General features: G+C 46.4%; 19 protein-coding genes and 1 riboswitch. Of the genes, 3 read left to right on the plus strand and 16 right to left on the minus strand.

Annotated features, from left to right (window positions below):
* Positions 1 to 94: 94 nt before the first annotated feature.
* The 6 genes from AAV35_RS09040 to AAV35_RS09065 form a co-directional block, all read right to left on the minus strand.
* Positions 95 to 760 (minus strand): response regulator transcription factor, encoded by a 666-nt coding sequence (locus AAV35_RS09040; RefSeq protein WP_008589976.1) that lies wholly within the window; start codon positions 758 to 760, stop codon positions 95 to 97.
* The gene (locus tag AAV35_RS09045; RefSeq protein ID WP_008589978.1) at positions 753 to 2,135 is read right to left on the minus strand and encodes a sensor histidine kinase; all 1,383 of its coding nucleotides are present in this window, start codon (positions 2,133 to 2,135) and stop codon (positions 753 to 755) included. The genes AAV35_RS09040 and AAV35_RS09045 overlap by 8 nt, the downstream gene beginning before the upstream one ends.
* Before the next feature lie 78 nt (positions 2,136 to 2,213).
* Complete coding sequence (locus AAV35_RS09050) at positions 2,214 to 3,170, minus strand: F510_1955 family glycosylhydrolase (protein ID WP_008589981.1); 957 nt, start codon at positions 3,168 to 3,170, stop codon at positions 2,214 to 2,216.
* A 129-nt stretch (positions 3,171 to 3,299) separates the two neighbouring features.
* Complete coding sequence (locus AAV35_RS09055; RefSeq protein ID WP_052034752.1) at positions 3,300 to 5,315, minus strand: heavy metal translocating P-type ATPase; 2,016 nt, start codon at positions 5,313 to 5,315, stop codon at positions 3,300 to 3,302.
* A 76-nt stretch (positions 5,316 to 5,391) separates the two neighbouring features.
* On the minus strand, positions 5,392 to 5,634 hold the full coding sequence (locus AAV35_RS09060; RefSeq protein ID WP_008589985.1) for an SHOCT domain-containing protein: 243 nt from the start codon (positions 5,632 to 5,634) through the stop codon (positions 5,392 to 5,394).
* Positions 5,635 to 5,792: 158 nt separating this feature from the next.
* Positions 5,793 to 6,119, minus strand: coding sequence for a four-helix bundle copper-binding protein (locus AAV35_RS09065; protein ID WP_008589988.1), 327 nt, complete (start codon positions 6,117 to 6,119; stop codon positions 5,793 to 5,795).
* 199 nt (positions 6,120 to 6,318) lie between these two features.
* On the opposite strand from AAV35_RS09065, the gene AAV35_RS09070 reads away from it, so the two are divergent.
* Together AAV35_RS09070 and AAV35_RS09075 are read left to right on the plus strand one after the other, a co-directional pair.
* Positions 6,319 to 6,501 carry a YjzC family protein gene (locus AAV35_RS09070; RefSeq protein WP_008589990.1) on the plus strand — a complete coding sequence of 61 codons (183 nt, stop codon included), beginning with the start codon at positions 6,319 to 6,321 and terminating at the stop codon, positions 6,499 to 6,501.
* Positions 6,502 to 6,589: 88 nt separating this feature from the next.
* Positions 6,590 to 8,305 carry a pyruvate oxidase gene (locus AAV35_RS09075; protein ID WP_008589992.1) on the plus strand — a complete coding sequence of 572 codons (1,716 nt, stop codon included), beginning with the start codon at positions 6,590 to 6,592 and terminating at the stop codon, positions 8,303 to 8,305.
* Positions 8,306 to 8,484: 179 nt separating this feature from the next.
* Here the strand turns inward: AAV35_RS09075 and AAV35_RS09080 are convergent, their stop codons facing one another.
* The 7 genes from AAV35_RS09080 to AAV35_RS09110 form a co-directional block, all read right to left on the minus strand.
* Positions 8,485 to 9,099, minus strand: a complete 615-nt coding sequence (locus tag AAV35_RS09080) for a prenyltransferase (RefSeq protein ID WP_008589994.1) — start codon at positions 9,097 to 9,099, stop codon at positions 8,485 to 8,487.
* A 185-nt stretch (positions 9,100 to 9,284) separates the two neighbouring features.
* On the minus strand, positions 9,285 to 10,292 hold the full coding sequence (locus AAV35_RS09085; RefSeq protein WP_008589997.1) for a FecCD family ABC transporter permease: 1,008 nt from the start codon (positions 10,290 to 10,292) through the stop codon (positions 9,285 to 9,287).
* Complete coding sequence (locus AAV35_RS09090; RefSeq protein WP_040609348.1) at positions 10,289 to 11,272, minus strand: FecCD family ABC transporter permease; 984 nt, start codon at positions 11,270 to 11,272, stop codon at positions 10,289 to 10,291. The genes AAV35_RS09085 and AAV35_RS09090 overlap by 4 nt, the downstream gene beginning before the upstream one ends.
* Positions 11,273 to 11,390: 118 nt before the next feature.
* A complete protein-coding gene (locus AAV35_RS09095) occupies positions 11,391 to 12,335 on the minus strand; it encodes an iron-hydroxamate ABC transporter substrate-binding protein (protein ID WP_008590001.1) in 945 nt (314 codons plus the stop codon).
* Positions 12,286 to 13,131 (minus strand): ABC transporter ATP-binding protein, encoded by an 846-nt coding sequence (locus AAV35_RS09100; protein ID WP_008590004.1) that lies wholly within the window; start codon positions 13,129 to 13,131, stop codon positions 12,286 to 12,288. The genes AAV35_RS09095 and AAV35_RS09100 overlap by 50 nt, the downstream gene beginning before the upstream one ends.
* 144 nt (positions 13,132 to 13,275) lie before the next feature.
* Positions 13,276 to 14,289 carry an ABC transporter permease gene (locus tag AAV35_RS09105; RefSeq protein WP_008590006.1) on the minus strand — a complete coding sequence of 338 codons (1,014 nt, stop codon included), beginning with the start codon at positions 14,287 to 14,289 and terminating at the stop codon, positions 13,276 to 13,278.
* Positions 14,286 to 14,993, minus strand: coding sequence for an ABC transporter ATP-binding protein (locus AAV35_RS09110; RefSeq protein ID WP_008590008.1), 708 nt, complete (start codon positions 14,991 to 14,993; stop codon positions 14,286 to 14,288). Before AAV35_RS09110 ends, AAV35_RS09105 begins: the two co-directional genes overlap by 4 nt.
* A 284-nt stretch (positions 14,994 to 15,277) precedes the next feature.
* Between AAV35_RS09110 and AAV35_RS09115 the strand changes: the two genes are divergently transcribed.
* Positions 15,278 to 17,332 (plus strand): catalase, encoded by a 2,055-nt coding sequence (locus AAV35_RS09115; protein WP_040609349.1) that lies wholly within the window; start codon positions 15,278 to 15,280, stop codon positions 17,330 to 17,332.
* Positions 17,333 to 17,402: 70 nt separating this feature from the next.
* Here the strand turns inward: AAV35_RS09115 and AAV35_RS09120 are convergent, their stop codons facing one another.
* The 3 genes from AAV35_RS09120 to AAV35_RS09130 all read right to left on the minus strand — a co-directional run bounded on the left by AAV35_RS09120 (position 17,403) and on the right by AAV35_RS09130 (position 21,152).
* The gene (locus AAV35_RS09120) at positions 17,403 to 18,503 is read right to left on the minus strand and encodes an N-acetylmuramoyl-L-alanine amidase family protein (protein ID WP_008590012.1); all 1,101 of its coding nucleotides are present in this window, start codon (positions 18,501 to 18,503) and stop codon (positions 17,403 to 17,405) included.
* A gap of 302 nt (positions 18,504 to 18,805) precedes the next feature.
* On the minus strand, positions 18,806 to 19,699 hold the full coding sequence (gene dapA / locus AAV35_RS09125) for a 4-hydroxy-tetrahydrodipicolinate synthase (protein WP_008590014.1): 894 nt from the start codon (positions 19,697 to 19,699) through the stop codon (positions 18,806 to 18,808).
* A gap of 109 nt (positions 19,700 to 19,808) precedes the next feature.
* Positions 19,809 to 19,988: riboswitch (Lysine riboswitch) on the minus strand.
* 177 nt (positions 19,989 to 20,165) lie between these two features.
* Entirely contained in the window at positions 20,166 to 21,152 is a 987-nt protein-coding gene (locus AAV35_RS09130) for a helix-turn-helix transcriptional regulator (RefSeq protein ID WP_008590017.1), read from the minus strand.
* Between the last annotated feature and the right edge of the window lie 142 nt (positions 21,153 to 21,294).

Genomic DNA, 21,294 nt, shown 5'->3' on the forward strand with positions numbered 1-21,294 from the left:
CGTAACGGAAACACACATTCCCTCTTTTTCCCAAAAAATGCTGATGATGCTCTTCCCTGCCCGGCCGATCCCTGCAAAACAGGTTGTTATTCTATTATTTTATCCATTTATATCCTACTCCCCACACGGTCTTCAGATGGTCGTCGACGGGGAAGCCGGCTTTTCTTATCTTTTCCCTTATATTACGCATGTGAGAATCCACAGTACGGCCTCCCGTATCCGAATCCACACCCCAGACAAGATCCAGAAGATCATTACGATCATAAACGTGATTAGGTCGTTTTAGCAGAAGACCTATTATTTGAAATTCTTTAGGAGTAAGCACGATCGCTTTTTTTCCGTACGATAGCTCGTAGTTTTCTTCCTTCCAGATTAAACCATTCATCTCTATAGAAACCGGTGTACTCCTCCGGAGAAGCGTTTCGATACGGGCGACCAGTATATCTTCATCGAATGGTTTCGTAACGTAATCGTCTGCTCCTGTCTTCAGTCCTTTCACGACGTCTTCTTTCTGATCCTTTGCTGTCAGCATAAGTACAGGAAGATCGCTGAAAGTCCGGAGCCTCCGACACGTCTCAAAACCGTCCATCCCTTCCATCATAATATCGAGAAGAACGAGATCAAATGGACGCTCCCGCAACATCCGGAGCGCCTCCTGGCCGCTTGGAACTTTCGTAATCTCGTACCCGTGAGGCCGGAGATACAGTTCCAGCAGATTCAGCATCCGTTCCTGATCATCAACTACTAAAAGTTTAGCCATAGTTTTTTTCCTCCGGTAATTTAATAAGTATTGATAATCCGTTATCGTTGAAAGCCTGGACCGTACCTTCATGTTTCTCTATAATTTCCTTCACGATCGAAAGGCCGAGCCCGCTGCCTCCATACTTCCGGGATCTCGCTTTATCCACACGATACAGTCTTTCAAACAGATAAGGCAAAGTTTCTTCCGGAACTCCGGGCCCATTATCCGATACAAGAATATGTACCTCTCCCCGGATGACAGTGACGTTTATTTCGACTTGAGGGCTTTCGTAACCATAAAAAACAGAATTGTTCAGCAGATTGTAAAAGACCTGTTTTAAGCGCACAGCGTCTCCATAAATGAAGACTTCTTCCGGGGAGGAAATAGAGAGCCCGGCTTGCCGTTCTTCAAAAAGAGGCTGCATCTGGCTTCGGACATCTACGAGAAGCGGGGTGAGTTCTATAACGGAAGGTTCGATAACGAACGAATTTTCTTCCATTTTTGCAAGTTGGAACAATTGCTGCACGAGGGAAGTCAAGTGGTTTATCTCTTCCCTTATAATAGCAAGATACTCTACCCGTTCCTCATCACTCGTGCCTTTTCTCGAAGCCACTTCGGCATAGCCTTTAACGTAAGTAAGAGGAGTCCTCAATTCGTGAGCTATGGAAGAAAGGAAGTTATTACGATCTTTTTTCAGACGTTCAAGATCTTCGGAAAGGCTGTTTATAGACACAGCAAGCGAGCCGAGTTCATCGTTGTGCCTTTCATCAAGTTTACGATCCGCTTTCCCTGCACTCAGTTTTTCGGTCACCTGCTGCATTCGGATAAGCGGGCGGGTGATGATCTGGGATAAAGCAAAGACGACTACGAGGGTAACGGCTCCTATCAGCAGCATTACCAGCAAAAACTGCTCAGAGAGGTGGGTAAGTGTATTTCTGATCGCTCCTGAAGGAGAGAACATAAATACTTCACCCTTGTGGACGCCATCTACAAATATCGGAGAGACAGTAGCTACATAAGGCAGTTCCGCCCATTTCTCCTCTATAATCCGATCTTCATTGACTTTTACAGGAGCGATATCCCGGACCACGCTACTCTGAAATTCTACGTCTTCATCTGAGGAACGGCCTTCGATATCCCCATTTTCATCTGTAATGATAACGTCTGTAGAGGCTTCCGATTCCATCAGTACGACGTGCTCAAGTGTAGTGGAATCGTAGTTGTTTTCGAGTACGTCCCTGTGGCCGGCCCCGCGGGCAAGGAGCCCTTCCATCACTTCCGATACCCTGTGGTTTGATATCGTAATATAAAGAATGAAGAACAAAGCTATTTCAATAACGAGCATCAGCACAAAAAACAATAAACCCAGTTTTACCGATAATTTTCCCCTCATATAAGTCCTCCACACCCCTGTATATCTTCGAAAACAGCTTTATTCATATTCCTGTGGCGGTTCCACGGAACATTCCTTTTAGCGGGTGACCGTCCCTTCTTCAAGAAATTGTTTCCACGTCTCCCCTTCATCTTCCGTACTGTAGCTGCTTCCATTCATTGTATATATTACTATAACATCCTCCCCGGGAGAGAGAGCAGAGTACAGTACTGCATCTTCTCCAAATTCAGGCAAAGGTACCGTTTCCATTTCTTCGGAACCAAGCCCGTATTTTTTAAAAGCGGCACCATTCTGCAATAATCCGAAGTATAAGCTGTTTTCAGTAAAAGTAAGACCGGAAGCCTGACCTTTTTCAGAAATTCTTTTGAACGTCTCCCCCGCATCTTCACTTAAAAACACTCCGGTTTTCGCTGCGGCAGCCACCACTTTTTCCCGGATAGGATGGACTGCCAACTGAAACAGATCTTCCGGAAGATTTTCAGCTCGAAACGGTTCGAATGTCTCTCCTTTGTCAAAACTGCGATAAAACCCTGTTTCAAGTTCCTCATCCGGGCTGTCATTCAACAGATAAACCGCTTCGTTCTCATATCCGACTCCGAGCAGATGAAAGTCACTTTCTCCCCGGAAGCCAAGGTGATCAAGTCCTTCTTCCCCGGCTCTTCCTTTTTGAAGACCGACAGGATTAGGCAGATCCGACGTTTCTCCCGGGTGGCCGGAGACGTACATTCCTCCTTTAACGGCGTTGAATCCCATATAATCGTTTTTATGATAGGGAGTTTCCCACCATTGTCCTTCCCTGTAGATTTTCAACCCCTCGTGAGATGCAAATGTCACACCGTCTACATCCGTGTAGCCTAAACCATGAATATGTTCCACAGTACCCTCGAATTTTTCAAGTTCACCCTGCTCTGATTGGTCTTTTTCACTTTTGCTGTTTTCCGTTTCTGATATCCCTTCTTTCGTTTCTTCCCCTCCGCAGGCCGAAAGAATGAATGTAGCTCCTAAAGCAACCAGGAATGCAGTGATTTTTTTCATAAACTTTCCCTTCTCCCATCTTTGATTATAGTTCGAAAACCTATGTTACCTTCATACACTATACAGGGAGCCTGGGGATCTCTCCCCAGGCTCTCTTGAATACCTTTCCATTCTATATACCACCTGACTCTATTGTGGTGCTTTCATCATTTTGGCATTAACAGCTACGACTACCGTACTCAGACTCATAAGGACCGCCCCGATCGCCGGACTGAGCAAAATACCTATAGGGGCAAGCACTCCGGCAGCCAACGGGATAGCGAAAATGTTATACCCGGCAGCCCACCACAAGTTCTGCACCATTTTCCGGTACGTATTCTTCGAGAGAGAAACTATCGAGACAATATCTTTCGGATCACTCTTCACAAGAACAATATCGGCCGTTTCTACCGCCACATCGGTACCACTTCCGATAGCGATACCCACGTCAGCTGTGGCGAGAGCGGGCGCATCATTAATACCGTCACCGGTCATTGCTACTCTCAATCCTTTTTCCTGAATTTCCTTCACTTTTTCCGCTTTATGATCCGGCATTACTTCTGCATGGACTTCATCTATTCCGATTTGTCCGGCCACCCAGTCAGCCACTTTACGGTTATCTCCGGTAAGCATAACCGAACGTATCCCCTGTTCTTTGAGATCCGCCACGGCATCTTTCGCTGATTCTCGTACCATATCGGCAAGAGCGATCATTCCTTTGTATTCTTCATCTACGAGCACGAATACTACAGTCTTTCCTTCTTCCGACATACGTCCAAAAGCTTTCGTATCGTATTCAATTCCATACTCCCTCATATAGCCCGGGCTCATAACCTGGACTTTCCTTCCTTTTACCTGACCACTGAGACCGCGTCCGGTCACCGATTCGAAATCCTCTGCGTTCTCAAGTGTGATGTCGCGCTTTTCGGCTTCGCCGACTATCCCCTGGGCGAGAGGATGCTCGGATTTCTGTTCAATACTTGCCGCCCAGTACAGGACCTCTTCTTCTTCCGTACCATTCGCTATAACTTCCGTAACACCGAATTCTCCTCTTGTCAACGTACCCGTCTTATCGAAAATAACAGCATCAACGTTTCTGGCATTTTCAAATTGAGTACGGTTTCTTATAAGGAGACCGTGCTTGGCGGAAATGGAAGTGGACACAGCGACTACCAGAGGTGCTGCCAGGCCAAGAGCGTGCGGGCAGGTAATAACCATTACAGTAACCATACGTTCTATCGCCATATCTATCGGATTTCCAAGTGCCAGCCAGACTGCAAATGTTGCAATCCCCGCACCGAGTGCCAGGTAGAACAGCCACTTGGCAGCACGGTTCGCAAAATCCTGAGCCCGTGATTTTGAATTCTGTGCTTCTTCCACAAGTGTAATTACTTGTGACAGGTAGGAATCTTCTCCCAGTTTTTTCACTTCAATCGTCAGGCTGCCTTCTTTGTTGATGGAACCTCCGATCACTTCTTCCTCCGTACCTTTTTCGACAGGGACGGATTCTCCGGTGAGCATCGATTCATCTATGGCTGATTTTCCTTCAATTATCGTACCGTCCACCGGCACTTTCTCCCCCGGTTTTACCAGGACATGATCTCCATGTTCAAGCTGCCCCACTTTTATATCTTCCGTTGAACCATCTTCATTTACTTTATGGGCCTTGTCGGGCATCAGTTTCACAAGTTCCTCAAGAGCATTCGAAGCTCCCATCACTGATTTCATCTCGATCCAGTGACCGAGAAGCATGACGTCGATCAGGGTAGCCAGTTCCCAGAAGAAGTTTCGACCTTCAAAACCGAAAACGACCATGGAACTGTACACGTATGCTACAACGATAGCAAGCCCGATCAGCATCATCATACCAGGACTCTTATTCTTTCCCTCATCGATAGCTCCTGTTATGAAGGGCCATCCCCCGTAGAAGAAAATAAGAGTGGCAAGTCCGAACAGCACGTACTTATCAAAAGGAAATGTAATACTGAAGCCAAGAAAATCCTGGATCATCGGTGATAACAGTAAAATAGGCAGTGTAATAATGAGTGAGATGTAAAACCGTTTTTTGAAGTCTTCCACCATGGCTCCGTGGTCATGGCCGGAGTGATCGTGACTATGCTCTTCCCCACCGCTGTCATGGTCATGATGCTTATGCTCTTCATTCATGGAATCGTGGTTATGTGCAGTCAATCCTCTCTCCCCTTTCCGTGCGAATTTTTGGTAACTATTATGCTCAGAGGCACTATTCGTCCAGTTTCTTTTTCAACCTGTCATACTCGTCCTCGGAGATTTCTCCCCGGGCCAGCCGGGATTTTAATATGTCCTCATGATTGTGTCCGGATGTCTGGTCACCGCCGCTTCCCTTCCCGGAAGGCCTTACCATCCAGACCACAATGAGAATGACAACTATAATCAAAAGCAGAAAAATCAGCCCGAGTCCAAAAAAACCTCCTCCCATACCGTACCCGTTCATCATTCCACCCATACTTCCCACTCCTTTCCTGTCTTAAAGAGATTTTTCTATGAAATTTATAACTTTACCCATTGATACTTTACCTGTCTTTTGTGCAGAATTTATGAATATTTCCATTAAATCTAAAAAAGATCGGCCCGGGACCGATCTTTTTCTGGTATATATTTTGTTCAGGCAATTTTGCGGCATTCTTCCGCGCACTTACGACAAGCCTCAGCGCATTTCTGACAATGATCGTGATCGTGTTTTGCACATTCTTCTGCACAATCATCACATATTTTCGCACATACGGAAGCAAGTTCGGAAATATAAGGGGAATTTCTTGAGATAGCTGCTTCGAGATATCCACACATGTCTGCACACTCGCGATCCAGACGGATGCACCCCGCCATCATCTTCACGTCGTCTTCCTTCAGGCAGGAATCGAAACAGTAGTTGCAGGCTTCCATACACTCATGTAGAGCTTTCATTGCGTTTTCGTACTGCTTTTCAGCCATTCGTTATTCCTCCTTAAAATTTAATTCAGAGCACTTATGGAGAGGCTCTATGAACTTTTATAACCTTACTTTGTGCAGAAAATGTGAAGATTGAACTTTTTTTATTTCATTTCCATTACATTTCACCTGTTGAAGTTTTAACTTCTCCGGGTAAGGAAACTTAAAAACAAAGGGAATCTTAAGGAGGTAATGGAAAGACATGAGTAAAGAAACACGGTACAAAACCGGAGAAAAGGCACCACTGCCCGGCACTTATAAAATCGACGGGCTGGTAAACGGTTATGTTTGTGAAGATAATGCCATGGTCGAAATGGCGCTCGGGGACACATTTCCCCCTGCGCCTTCCGAACAGGAGGCAGCCTATTGGGTGAAAGCCTCATAAAGAAAAGGGCCCCCTGCGCAGGGGGCTCTTCGTTTATAAACCTTTCTTCAGGGAATGAACAGTTACAGAAGACGAGAGGAGAGATTACATGAGTAAAAGGACAGGAGAAATAATGACCCGCCAGCTTCTGGACTGGGGAGTGAAACATATTTACGGACTTCCTGGGGACTCTATCAATGAGTTGATTGATGATATAAGAAAGGAAGATGAGCTCGGGTTTATACAGGTAAGACATGAAGAAACCGGATCACTTGCCGCTTCGGCAGAAGCGAAACTGACTGGCAATCTGGGCGTCTGCCTTTCTATTACTGGTCCTGGAGCCATTCATTTGCTGAACGGCCTTTATGATGCAAGGGGGGATCATGCTCCGGTTCTTGCTATTGTAGGACAGGTGACCAGCACCTCTGTAGGGACAGATGCTTTCCAGGAAATCAATTTGGAACGTATGTTTGAAGACGTAGCCGTATTCAATAAACGTGCCGAGTCCGCCGAACAAATCCCCGACCTGCTGAACCGGGCTATCCGCACTGCTTATACAGAGAAGGGGGTCTCTGTTTTAATTGTTCCCGACGATCTGTTTGCCGAAAAACAGAAAGAAGAAGGACATCTTACCGCTCCAGGTTATTTCCGGCCCAACATGGCTCCGGCCCAGGAAGACATGAATGAGGCGAGGAAACTTATAGAACAGGCAGAAAAACCCGTTATTCTCGCTGGTAAAGGAGCAAGGGGCGCTCAGGAAGAGCTTCTTTCCTTTGCTGAAAAAGTTTCTTCCCCTATTATACTGAGTTTACACGGCAAAGGGCTTATCCCGGATAATCATCCCTACTGTTTAGGACACCATGGACAAATAGGTACGAAACCCGCCTACCACGCCATGAAAGAAACGGACCTTCTCATTCTCATCGGTACCCAATTCCCTTATCCGGAATTTCTTCCAGAAGGCGTGCCCGGTATTCAGATAGACAATAAGCCTGAAAATATCGGAAAGTATTATCCGGTTACCGCAGGACTGGCCGGTGATGCTAAAGACACGCTTCACAACCTGACCTCTTCCCTGACCGGCACGAAAGATACCTCTTATCTGAAGAAACAACAGGAGAGGATGAATGAGTGGCGTATCGCCCTGCAAAAAGAGAAACGTGAAGAGAAAACTCCTATTCAGGCTCCTCAGGTAATGTACCAGATAGAAAAGAATATGAAACCGGGAGCGGTAGTTTCGACGGATGTAGGTAACGTCACCGTATGGACCTCCCGTTTTCTGCCGTTTATCGATCAAAAATTCCTGATATCCGGACAGTTGGCAACTATGGGCGCAGGTCTCCCGGGAGCTATTGCTTCACAGATCACACACCCCGATAAGCAGGTACTCGCTATTTGTGGAGACGGAGGTTTCTCCATGGCTATGCAGGATTTCGTTACAGCTGTGAAATATCAGCTGCCGATAAAAGTTATTGTGTTGAACAATGAGAAAATCGGTATGATCAAATACGAGCAGCAGCAAATGGGACACCTTAACGCAGAAACGGACCTCGGTTCCATGAACTTTGCTAAATTTGCAGAAAGCTGCGGAGGAGAAGGATACCGTATTGAAACCTTCGAAGAGATGGAGACGAAAATGCAGCAGGCGTTCATTTCCGACAAGCCTGCAGTCATAGATGTTTGTATTGAGGATATGGCACCGCTCCCGGGTCATATTGATTACGCTTCGGCCGTGAATTACTCTCAATATATCATCAAGAATTTCTTCGAGACCGGAACGATGGACCTTCCCGACATGAAAAAGGCTGTAAAAAGAATGTTTTGACACGTAAAAAAAACGGCCAGAATCGTTGTTCAATTTAAAAATAGATCTACTGGAAAAACGAATCTTTTTTGCTCTCTTTCCTTCGAGCTTATTCATTTATTAAAAAATAGACACAAATACCGGATTTCAAATCCTTCGGTGTTTGTGTCTATTTATATTTTTCTTCGGCTCTTCTCCACTCAATGTACAACTATCCCTACGAGTAATCCGGCTATAAACAAAAATCCGAAACTCCAGTGGTGGAGGGCCGCCTGCTTCATCACTGCTATTTCTTTCTCCCTCGTCCCACTACGCCCGAAGGCCCGGGGCAGCTTAAAAGCCAGAAAAACGGCCGGGAGAGCGAGCAGAATAAATGGAGTCGCAGCATTCGAAATTGCCATCCACAACAATACAATGTAAGGAAGAACAGCGAGAATCGAAAGCGTTCTCGTCACTCTTTTCTTCCCTAATCTGACTGCAATCGTCCTCCTGTGCTGTTCGTCCTTTTTGATGTCACGCACATTGTTAGTCAGAATCATCATACTGATCAGCAGACCGAAAATTACGGCTGTAGCTGCAGCAGCATAGTTTATGCTTCCTGTCTGAACAGCGTATCCCAGGAGAGTCGTAGCTACTCCGAGGAAAAGAAAAGCGGTGCATTCTCCAAATCCGAGAGACGCAAGAGACCTGCTGCCGGCTGAATAAAAAACCGCTGCAGTGATACCGGCTGTACCTACGATTATCACCCACCAGCCTACGGAAAAGGCGAGCGATAAACCGATCGCTACGGATACCGTCAGCAGTATACTGACCACTATCGGTATCCGGGAGTGTGCAGGACCTTCTTTCCCCTTACCTGTTGCTTCCCTCCACGGAAAGTTCCAGTTGAGCCAAATTTATTACATCATCAGAATGCAAAAACCCGACCGACTTTTCCGACATCGATCGGGTTTTCCTGATTTTTACTTGAGATTTCCCTGTGCTTATTCAAACATCCTTCTTATTTTTTTGTAAGAAGGTATATAAAGTACGGAGCTCCGATCAGAGCCGTCATGACTCCGGCCGGAAGACCGTCCGGTTCAAGAACGTTCCGCCCGATTGTGTCTGCCGCGAGCAGGAGCCAGCCTCCGAGCAGAAGAGTCAGAGGCATATACAGCTGTGTTCTCGGACCAATGAGAGTTTTTGCCAGGTGAGGAGCCATCAGGCCTATAAAAGATATACCTCCCGTAACAGAAACTGCGGAAGCGGCCAGAGCTACTGCTGCCATAAGCATCGAGAATCTTTCTCTCCCGAGCGGAAGGCCCAGTTCGATACTCACAGGTTCCGAGAGGTTCAGTATATTCATTCTGTTCGCTTTATAAAAAGTGAATGGTATTAGAAGCAGGAGCCATGGGAGCAGCGCCAAGATAAAGGGCCAGTCAGCCCCCCATATATCTCCGGCAAGCCATTGCGAGATGAAATTGACTTTTTCTCTTTCCGCGGATGATATCAGGATGATCATCAGCCCCGAGAGTGCCATGGAGAAGCCGACACCGACCAGAATCAGGCGGATCGGCTGGAAACCTGCCCGTCTGTCGAACGAAAACAGATAAATGGCGACCGCTGTCGCAAGCGCCCCCAGAAACGCCACTACCGGTAACAGGTAAATGAAGCTGCCCGGTTCGAGCGGAGCAAACAGAAAGAACACGGCCACTGCCGCTCCGGCCCCTGCATTAATACCTATAATACCGGGATCCGCCAGATCATTTCTGGACAGGGACTGTAAAATGGCGCCGGACAGAGCAAGCGCCATACCAGCAAGAACCGTAATGATTATTCGTGGCAGCCGTACTTGAAAGAAAACGAAATTCTCTTTGAACGTACCTTCGCCGGCTATTACGGAAGGAAGCCTCGCAAACGGTACCGAGGAATAGCCGAGAGCCATCCCGAGCAATGCTGTAATGATGATCAGCGCACTGAAAACTGTCAGGTAAATTTTGAATTTGCGCAGTACGGATGGATGTATCATGTGAAACTCTGCCCCTTTCTTTGTACGATAAATAAGAAAAAGGGCAGGCCTATGAAGGAAACGATTGCCGCGACCGGCGTTTCATAGGGAGCATTCACCGTACGCGCGAGCGTATCGGCGATAAGCATAAAACCGGCTCCGATTATCGCGGAGGCCGGAAGCACGTTCCGGTAATCGTGCCCGATGAGCGGGCGGACGATGTGAGGAATCATAAGACCGAGAAATGCCATATTCCCTACAAGAGCTACTGCTGCTCCTGCAAGAAGTACTATAATGACAAACAATGCCCATTTGACTCTTGTTACTCTTTGACCGAGGCCGATAGCAAGTTCCTCATTCAGACTCATAATCGTTAAATGCTTGGCGAAAAACATAGCGACGAAAATTCCCGGCAGTACAATGGGAGCAAGGATCTGCACCTGTCCCCAGCTCGTTCCGGATAGTCCTCCGGCCGTCCACATGGAGACATCTTTGGATATCTTGAATATCAGGCTTACCCCTTCGGCTATTCCGAACAGAAATGCAGAAATTGCCGCTCCGGCCAGAACAATTCTGAAGGGGGAAAACCCGCCTTTATTCATCGTTCCTACCCCGAAGACGAGAGCCATCCCGACACCTGCCCCAATAAAAGAACCGAAAGTGATTCCTAAATAGTTTGCATCCGGGAAGAAAGCATAGGTAAAAGCAAGAGCCGCGTTCGCTCCTGCAGTTAAACCGAGCAGTCCCGGGTCGGCAAGAGGGTTCCTCGTCAGCCCCTGCATGATAGCCCCTGACACGGAGAGTGCTGCACCGACAAGCATAGCGGCCACTTCCCGGGGCAGACGGATTTCTCTGAGAATCAGCGCCGTACCATCTAAAGAAGATCCTGTTATTGAAAGCCACGCTTCTTTTAAGCCGGAGTCAGCAGCGCCAAAGGTCATCGCTATAAAAAAAGATATGAGCATCAAGACGACGCTTGAAATCCACGTTACAATTCGCATATTTGTCCCAACTTTTCTGTATTAGTTCTACCTGTTACCCGGTAATTCAAAGACTAAAGAACAGATGACCCGCCCCGATCACCTGTCCCAAAGTCCGATCTATTGCACAGGAACTCCTTTATTTCTCTCCAAGAAATTTCTCTTTGAAGAAATCAAGTTGATATTCCAGAGAAATAGCGTCATTAAAGTAGAATTTTTTCGCATCCGCCTCATAAACGTTACCGTTCTTGACAGCCGGTATCGACTGATAAGTTTCCGTTTGTTCAAAAGAAGTCTCAGTATCGGAATTTTTACTGAAAATAATATAGTCACCAGCATATTCTGGCAGCACTTCAGGGGAGATAGCGTAGAACCCAGGTTCCATCGCCATCTCTTTTACTTTCTCAGGCATTTTCAGCCCCATTTCCTGATAGAGAATTTCTGTACCGCGGGCCCAATTATCACCGAATACGTACAATTCTTTTTCAAAATTCTCGATGACGGTCACCGTAGCGTCTTTTCCTATTTTTTCTTTGATCTTTTCACCGGTCTCCTTGGCCTCAGCCTTGCATCCATCTACCCATTTTTGAGCTTCCTCTTCTTTACCCAAAAGTTTTCCGATTTCCACGTGCTGCTCCAGATAACCGAGTTTGCCATACGTATATGTAACGGTTGGAGCTATTTCTTTTAGCTGACCTACATTTTCAGTACTTGCAAGACCTATAATCAGATCCGGATCAAGCTCGATGATTTTTTCCAGATTATCGGGGGACACTTCTTCCACGCCTTCAAGCCGGCTTTCAAAGTTCGGATTCATCTTCGACCATGAATCGACTCCGACTACGTTTCCATCAAGTTTCAGCACATTTCCTGCATAAGTGGAAAGTACGACGATACGTTCAGGATTCTCAGGAACTTTCACTTCCTCTCCACTTTCGTTTTCATACGTACGCATGGAGGAACTTTCGGAAGACGATTCCCCTCCTTGCTCTTTCTCTCCGGAACTTTCCTCATTTTCTCCTGAACTGCAGGCACTAAGCGCGACGAGCGCTCCCAACAGAATCATCAGTATTATTTTTTTCAATGGTATTCTCTCCTCTGGATAAATTGTAAGTAAAGCAAATCGGTTTTCCTGTTCTGGGTTCCGGCACGACATCCGCTTCTATGTTAAAAACTTCCCGGAGCGTTTCAGCCTGGATGACGAAATGGGCGTTCCCCGACTTAACGACTTTTCCGTCTTTCAGTGCGATGATATTATCCGCAAAGCGGGCGGCCTGATTTATATCATGCAGGACCATTACGATTGTCCGCCCTTCCTCCCTGTTAAGCCGTTCCAGAAGCTCGAGTACTTCGAGCTGGTGCGCCATATCGAGATACGTCGTCGGTTCATCCAGCAGAATCGTCTCCGTTTCCTGAGCCAGAGCCATCGCTATCCACACTCGCTGACGTTGACCTCCCGACAAGTTGTCTATGCCGTCATACTTGTAAGCGAGCACACCTGTCATCTCGAGGGACCAGTCAATAACTTCATGGTCTTTCTTCGAAAGCTTTCCGAATCCCGTCTGGTGGGGAAACCTTCCGTAAGAGACCAGTTCTCCTACCGTAAGCCCCGGAGCCCCTTCGGGAGACTGCGGCAAAATGGCCATTCGCTTTGCCAGTTCCCGGGTCGGGTATTTACTGATATTTTTACCATCGAGGGTTATCGCTCCCCCTTTAGCAGGAAGAATCCGGGCGATGGTCTTCAAAAGAGTCGATTTCCCGCAGCCGTTTCCCCCTATAATTGTAGTAATCTGACCACTCGGAATATCTACGTTCATATCCTCGATTATATTAACGTCGCTATAACCTGCGTCCAGGTTATTAATGTGCATATGGCCCACAGCCAGGCACTCCTTTCGATGAAGCGATGAGAATGATTATCAACGATAATGATAATACTTCAGGTCGATAAAGTCAATAAACCTGAAATATATTTCATTTCCTTTTCTTCCTGTTCCGAATATGTTTTCGTAAAAAAGACGCCATCAAAGATTACGGTGGCGCCTTAAGGCTTTGACATTCAAGAGTGTGAAAATAGCGAAGAACATAAGGAGCATAAAGACCTGCCATTGAAGATCACCGAGATTTTCATTTCTGAGCATGATCCCACGCAGAGCTTCCGCACCATAGGTAAGAGGCATCAATTTGCCGAGCACCTGCACCCAGCTGCTTAATCCTTCTATCGGGAAAAGTCCCGAGAAAAATAGCTGAGGTACGATAACAAGGGGTATGAACTGGATCATCTGAAATTCATTTTTCGCATATGTGGACAACAAAGTACCGAGACTGAGAGCAGTAAGGGCAAGAAGCATCGTAATAAACAATACCATCCACATCTCACCGACCATGTACATATCCAGCACATATACTGAATAGAGAACAATCAGAACGGATTGCAGGAGCGTAAATAATCCAAACCCGAGCAAATATCCTCCCACCAGCTCGTACCTTTGGATTGGCGTGGCCAGGACCCTTTCGAGAGTACCCTGGGTCCGTTCCCGGAGAAAAGAAACTCCCCCTACGAGAAATACAAAGAAGAATATAAAGAATCCGATAAGTACAGGACCGGTGTAATCAAAGAAATTCATGTCCTCTGAACCATGCCAATATTGAATACTCACTGCTTCTTTTCTATCTACTCCCATCGCCTCCTGAATAGAGGTACGTATCATTTGATGGTCTGTCGGGTCCGAACCTTCAAGAATTAACAGAGGTCTATTTTCATCCCACTTAAGTAAAGCATCGATCTCCGCATCATTCAGCTGTTTTTGTGCTGTCTTTTCGTCGAGGATTGATACTTCCATTTTTCCGGAAGCCAGCTGTTCGTAGATTTGTTCCGGTGCTTCCACCACAGCCACTTCAGCCGTCCGGCTGTCATTATCGAGTACAAGCCATAAGAGGGATAATATAAGTCCAGGCGCCACTACCATCAGGGCCACACTCCGCTTATCTCTCAGGAATTGGCGTAAAATCCTTTTGGCTACAATAAGAATGTTCAAGCTTCCTCACCTCCGAAATGAAGGAATACATCCTCGAGAGTCTGGGTATGATATTCTCTCTTCCATGCATCCGGGCTTCCGGCAGCTATTACTTTCCCCCCACGCAGCATTGCCAGCCGGCCACATTTCTCGGCTTCTTCCATCGAGTGAGTAGTGATCAGAATAGTCGTCCCCTGTTCTTTCAACCGGTAAAATTCCTTCCAGATGCTGCGGCGTACTACAGGGTCAAGTCCCGTGGTCGGCTCATCCAGTATCAGAATTTCCGGATCGTGAACCATCGCTATCGCCAAGGATAATCTTCGTCGCATCCCCCCGGAAAAAGAGCCGACGGAACGGTTTCTGTATTCCAGTAGTCCGGTAATACGAAGTACATATTTCATTCTTTCTTTTTTTTGTTTTCTGAGATAGAAGGAAGAAAAGAAATCAAGATTTTCCCAGGCGGTCAGTTCGTAATAAAGAGCATTTTCCTGAGCCATATAACCGTACCGTTTCATAAGCGAACGTTTCGGCATTCGCTGGTTCCTCAGCTTCACTTCCCCCTCCTGAGGGATGATCAATCCCGTCATAATGCGCACGAGTGTGGTCTTTCCGGATCCTGAGGGGCCCAGTAATCCGAATATTTCCCCGCGATCGATGAATATGTCGACATCCTCCAGCACTTTTTCTTTTCCGAATTTATGTGTTATTCCATTCAGTTCAATCATTTCGATCCCCCCCCTTCCTTTATTTTAACTTCTTTCAAAGGATAAAACTCTATTTATACAAAACTATTTAATTTTTTCTGCTTTCCTATTTGAAAGTGGTCCGTGGTAATTGTTAAAAACTGAAATTTTTGTAAGAGGTACGTTTTTTTATAATTTTGGAAAAAGCAACTACAGAAAAATTTTTTTAGTTTCAGTTAACTATTTTATAACTTCTTTAATCTCACAATTAATGTAAAAAGAGTTTCATCTGAATGGAGCGTGGGTACATTCCCTAGGAAGACATAATGATAAGGAGGATTCGTGTGAGCGATAAAAAAAGCAGAAAACAGGAACAACTGGAACGTTTTACAGCTGATGATCGCGATAAAGAGATGACCACGAACCATGGAACGAAACTCTCTGAAGACGAATTTTCCCTGAAAGCGGGAGAACGCGGGCCTACTTTAATGGAGGATTTCCATTTCAGAGAAAAAATAACGCACTTTGACCATGAACGTATTCCGGAAAGAGCCGTACATGCCAGAGGCTATTCCGCCCACGGAGAGTTTGAGCTCTATGAGTCTCTGGAACAATACACAACTGCTGATTTTTTGACGGATACAAGCAAAAAGACCCCTACCTTCACCCGCTTCTCCACGGTTGCAGGCTCTAAAGGGTCAGCAGAACTGGCACGTGACGTGCGTGGGTTTGCAACAAAGTTCTATACAGAAGAAGGCAACTTTGACCTTGTAGGTAACAACATACCGGTATTTTTCATTCAGGACGCCATTAAATTTCCGGATCTCGTCCACGCGCTAAAACCCGAACCGCATAACGGCATCCCTCAGGCAGCAAGTGCCCATGACACATTCTGGGATTTCATTGCGAATAACCAGGAATCGGCACACATGATTTTGTGGGCGATGAGTCCCCGGTCCATTCCGAGAAGCTTCCGGATGATGGAAGGTTTCGGTGTAAACACTTTCCGACTGGTAAATAAAGAAGGAAAAGGTCATCTGGTGAAGTTCCACTGGAAGCCGAAACTCGGCGTACACTCCCTCGTATGGGACGAGGCACAAAAAGTGAATGGTAAAAACCCGGATTTCCATCGTGCCGATCTTTACGAAGCAATTGAAAATGGAGATTTCGTCGAATTCGAACTGGGACTTCAGATAATCGATGAAGGAGATGAGCATTCTTTCGATTTTGATGTTCTGGATCCTACGAAAGTGTGGCCCGAAGAAGAAGTTCCGGTCAAACGGGTAGGTAAGCTGACGCTGAACCGGAACGTGGACAACGTGTTTGCCGAGAACGAACAGGTCGCTTTCCACCCGGGCCACGTCGTACCTGGAATCGACTTTTCCAATGACCCGCTGTTACAGGGACGTCTGTTCTCTTATACAGACACTCAGCTGACACGTCTCGGAGGGCCCAATTTCCACGAAATTCCGATCAACCGCCCCGTCTGCCCTTTCCATAACAACCAGCGCGACGGTATGCACCGAATGACGATTAACCGCGGTCAGTCGAGTTACCACAATAACTCGTTGGCGGATAACCATCCGCGTACTGTTCCTCCGGAGGAAGGCGGATTCGAACATTATCAGGAAAAAGTGGAAGGTGAGAAAGTACGCGCACGGAGCGAAAGCTTCAAAGACCACTTCTCTCAGGCCATCATGTTCTGGAACAGTATGAGTGAACACGAGAAAGGTCATATTAAAGATGCTATAAGCTTTGAACTTGGTAAATGTCAGCAGACAGCCGTCCGCGAACAGGTTGTGGATATGCTTTCCAATATAAGCGGAGATCTTGCTTCCTACGTAGCAGATAATCTCGGACTGGCAGCACCACAAAATCAGGCGGAAAATATAACAAAAACTTCTCCGGCTCTGAGCATGGCGAATACGGTACAGTCACCTGAAACCCGTAAAATTGCCGTGCTGCTTGCAGAAGGCTTCAACGGTGAAGAAGTTCAGGGAGTCCTTGACGGTATCGATAAAGCCGGTGCGGATGCTGAAATATTCAGTACCAAACTCGGTAAAATCAAAGCTGATAATGGGTACACGGTAGAGGCGGATCATACATTCCTTACCGGAGATTCCGTACTTTTCGATGCTGTGTACGTTGTAGGCGGCCCTGACCTCAGTGAATCTTACAAAATGAAGGCGAAGTACTTCACGAAAGAAGCTTACATGCACTTCAAGCCTGTCGGAGCGACTCACGACGGTAAAGACTGGCTCGAAGAAGCGGGCATGAGCGGACAGCCGGGAGTCATCACTTCAGATGATCTCGAGTCCTTTGGAGAAGACTTCATTAAAGCCGTAGCCGCACACCGTTTCTTTGATCGCGAATTAGTATAAATCAAAAACCCCGGATTCAGAGAATCCGGGGTTTCGTATGTCTTCAAAATCTGTTATGTAAGTCCTGATGTTATTTTGATAAATAATTGCGCAATCCTTCTGTTACTGCCTGAGCTACCTGATTCTGGTGGTCCCTCGTCTTTGCAAGATCCAGTTCGTAACCATTGGAAATATAGCCGAGTTCCAGCAATGCAGCAGGAGCCTTGTTACCACGAAGCACCTGGAAATTTCCATGAAGTGTGCCATCATCCTGATAACTTGTGCGTGCTGTGAGACGGTTCTGTATGGAGGCAGCGAGAGACGGAGACCCGTAGTAATAAGAGCTTATCCCTCTTGCACTTTCGTATTTGTGAGAATTGTAGTGAAGACTTACGAAAGCGTCTGCATTGTGACGGGCGGAAGATCCGGTGCGTTCGAAAAGCGAAACGTATCGGTCGGAGGTTCGTGTCATAATTACCTCCGCTCCGGCATACCTGAGTGCCCCTGCCACCGTCTGTGCGGTCTGAAGGGTTAAATTTTTCTCAAGCGTTCCATCTCTGCCTATCGCTCCGGGTTCGTACCCACCGTGGCCGGCATCTACAACGATCGTGGAATTCTTTAAAGAAGAAATATCATCAGAGGGGGAAGCGGAATGGGACGCTTTAACAGCAGTGGCCCTGCCGGAACTTGTCAAAAATCCTGCAATCCACGCCTCAGAGCCGTTACCAAGTTGAACTTTTACCCAGCCATTTTGTTCTTCTAATTTCTGATACGTGTCCCCCTGTCCGGCGAACCCGACGATTGGAGTCTCTGTGCCCGGCCCTTGTCGAAGGTAAACGGTATCAGCCTGGACGATTATGTCTCCTGAAGCTGTCTGTCCGGAGGAAGCGGAATTTCCTGCTGATACAAGATAATGACCCGCTACCCAGCCACTTTGTCCATTATAATCAACATTCGCCCAGCCGTATTTCTCTTCCTGCACTGTTACTTCCGTACCCCGAGAGAGCGCTCCCAGCACTTCGGACTCGCTCCCCGGCGCTTCCCTCAAGTACAGAGAGGAAGCGTCCACCTGCTTCGTGGAGTGACTGTCTGCCGCTACTGCAAAAGTTCCTGTAAAAATAAATAAAAAAGTAAGTAATAGAGCGGTAATCTGTTTAATAATGACTATCCCTCCTTTTGTTTGCCGGGCCAAGGCCGGCAGTTATCATTATAACACTTTTCCATAAAACGAACACCCAGCGAATGGATTAATTCAGAATCTGGTCTTAAATACAGGTATAACAAAAGTCCATGACAAAAATTATCCCCCCAGGAAGTCGGACGATGCTGTCCGGTTCCAGGAGGGGGTTCGACGTATAAATAAAAAAGAACAACACTTCGCATCCTGCGGGCACGGCCCGCAGAAGTCTCCGTGTTGTTCTCCAGAAAATCGTTTCAATGAATTAACCGGTCCTTGTCTTTCCATTATCTGTGCTGTCCCGGTCTCTATACAGCTTAAATGCTTGCTACTTTCTTTTGCTGATAAATATCTATCATATTATGCAGTGCTGAACATTCGGCGTCGTCCAAAGGAATCATAGGAAGGCGTACGCTCCCTACGGAAACTCCCATGTAATTCAGGGCTTCCTTCACAGGAGAAGGGCTCGGCTGGGCAAAAATAAGTTTCATCATAGGCAGAATGTACCCGTGCAGAGTGGCCGCCGTCTTCACATCCCCACGCTTGTAACTGTCTATCATGTCTTTCATTTCGTCACCGATAACATGGGAAGACACGGAAATGACTCCGGCGCCCCCTACGGATAACATCGGTAACGTCAGACTGTCTTCTCCGGTGTAAACGGAAAAGTCCTGAGGTGTCTGGCTGATGATACGCGTGGCAGCATCCAGATCACCGCTCGCTTCTTTTACAGAAACAATGTTCTTGATTTCAGCAAGCCTGATAATCGTATCGGGTTCAATGTTTACGACACTCCGTCCGGGAATATTGTATAACATGACCGGGAGTGAAGTTGCTGCAGCCACTTGAGAAAAGTGACGATACAGGCCTTCCTGAGAAGGTTTGCTATAGTAAGGAGCTACGAGCATAATACCGTCCACTCCCACTGCTTCTATCCGTTTCGTCAGTTCTACAGTGGCTTTCGTATTGTTGGAACCGGTACCTGCGATGACCGGTACTCTTCCGTCTGCGACTTCCACTACAAAGCGGCAAAGCTCCACTTTCTCCTCAGCCGTCAAAGTCGGGGACTCTCCGGTCGTTCCGGCTACGACAAGTCCCTCCGAGCCGTGGAGGATCAAATGCTCCACGAGGTTTCTCGTCCGGTTATAATCGATGTCCTCCTGGTCGTCAAAAGGCGTCACCATGGCCGTTAATAATTGTCCAAAATTCATTGTTACACACCCTTTTTGAGATTTTTAGATTTAGGTGCGGAGGACCATAATAAAAAGCAACAACGGAAATCAGGGCCGCTGTTGCCGTAGAAACATGTATATCGTTTCTCCGTAAGATAGCCCTCCATATAGTCTCCTATATGACAGTTCTGCATCTTTTAAATACCAGAACCAGCGGTCAGAATCATGAGGCTTCTGCCACTTCGGCAATGTCCCCTTTCGATGCGATTCACCGAAGCCTCCGCTTCTCCCTGCATCTACTAATGATTATTGCACCTCTACCCTTACTTCAAACATTATTTGAAATAAGATGTGGTATTGAATTACTTCCAACATACCAGAGCAGGGCCTTTTTTACAATCGATTCGTTTCAAAAAAATCTATTATCCCCGTATTTCTTCAACGCCCATTGCCGGCTTTGTTTAATTGTACTGTAAGAACCTGGCCGGCCAGGGGGTCCAGAACTTCATTCTTCATAAAGACGTCTCATTTTCTCAATCTCCTTCTCCACTTCCTGTTTAAGGGTACGTGGAGATACAACCCGGGCCTTGTGCCCCCACTGGAGTACCCAGGTGACGAGTCCCGTACTCATCTTCCCTTCTGTGGACAGGAGAAAATACTCTTCGTCCACCTGTTTCACCGATACTTCCAGACCGAATCTGTCGAGTACTACATTCAGAAGGGACTGATGGAATTTTATTTCGACTTTCATATTTTCGCCAGAGAACATGTGAAAGCTCTGATTAACGTACTCCTGAACATCGAAGTCACCTTTTTCAAACGTCTCCTCGGCGATACGGATGTTTCTTATACGATCCAGACGATAGTGACGCATCTCTTCTGTTTTACGGAACCAGCCGATCAAATAGTAGAAGTCGTTCTGCCAGATAAGGGCATACGGCTTCACTTCGTACTCGTCTCCGTTTCTATGATATTCGAACGTTTTATTCATGTTGTATTTACCATACTTGAAGCAGACGACCCGCTGCTCGGAAATAGCCCGGTGCACGTGATCAATATTGATTTTAACCTGATCATAATCGTTCGCTGTCATCTGTGAAAATATAAGAGGGTCCGGGAGGGTTGCAGCAATATGTCTGCTCGTTAATTTGCCCAGTTTTTTAATAAGTTTCTTTTTTTCTTCCCCATTAATGAAACGGGCCGACAAAATGGCATCATTCAACAATCGGAGCTGATACGTTTCAAACAATCTGTCCTGAAAACTGTAATATACTTTGCCGAATTTTCCCCGGTTTTTTATGATTTCATAACCGATCTCTTCCAGCACGTTCATGTCACTTTTCAGGGTTCTCGAATCGAATTCTCTATCCACCCCGAAAAACTCCTGTAACTTACTGCTCATTTCCGTAATGCTCAGTTCGTTATTTTCGTCCGTCTCTTCAAAAAGGATACGTAACAACGTTAACAGCCTGGTATTGTTGTTCAGTTCCAAATACTCACCCCTCGACGACTTCAAAATAGGTTCGTTTCATATATCTTAAATTCATAGTAAAATTTATTCACACTGTTGTCTATGCTCAATCGTTAAAAATGCCTACTATTCCCGCAGGTGAACATTTTTTTGTATTTCTGGT

It is taken from the genome of Salimicrobium jeotgali, assembly GCF_001685435.2.
Classification (GTDB): Bacteria; Bacillota; Bacilli; order Bacillales; family Halobacillaceae; genus Salimicrobium; species Salimicrobium album.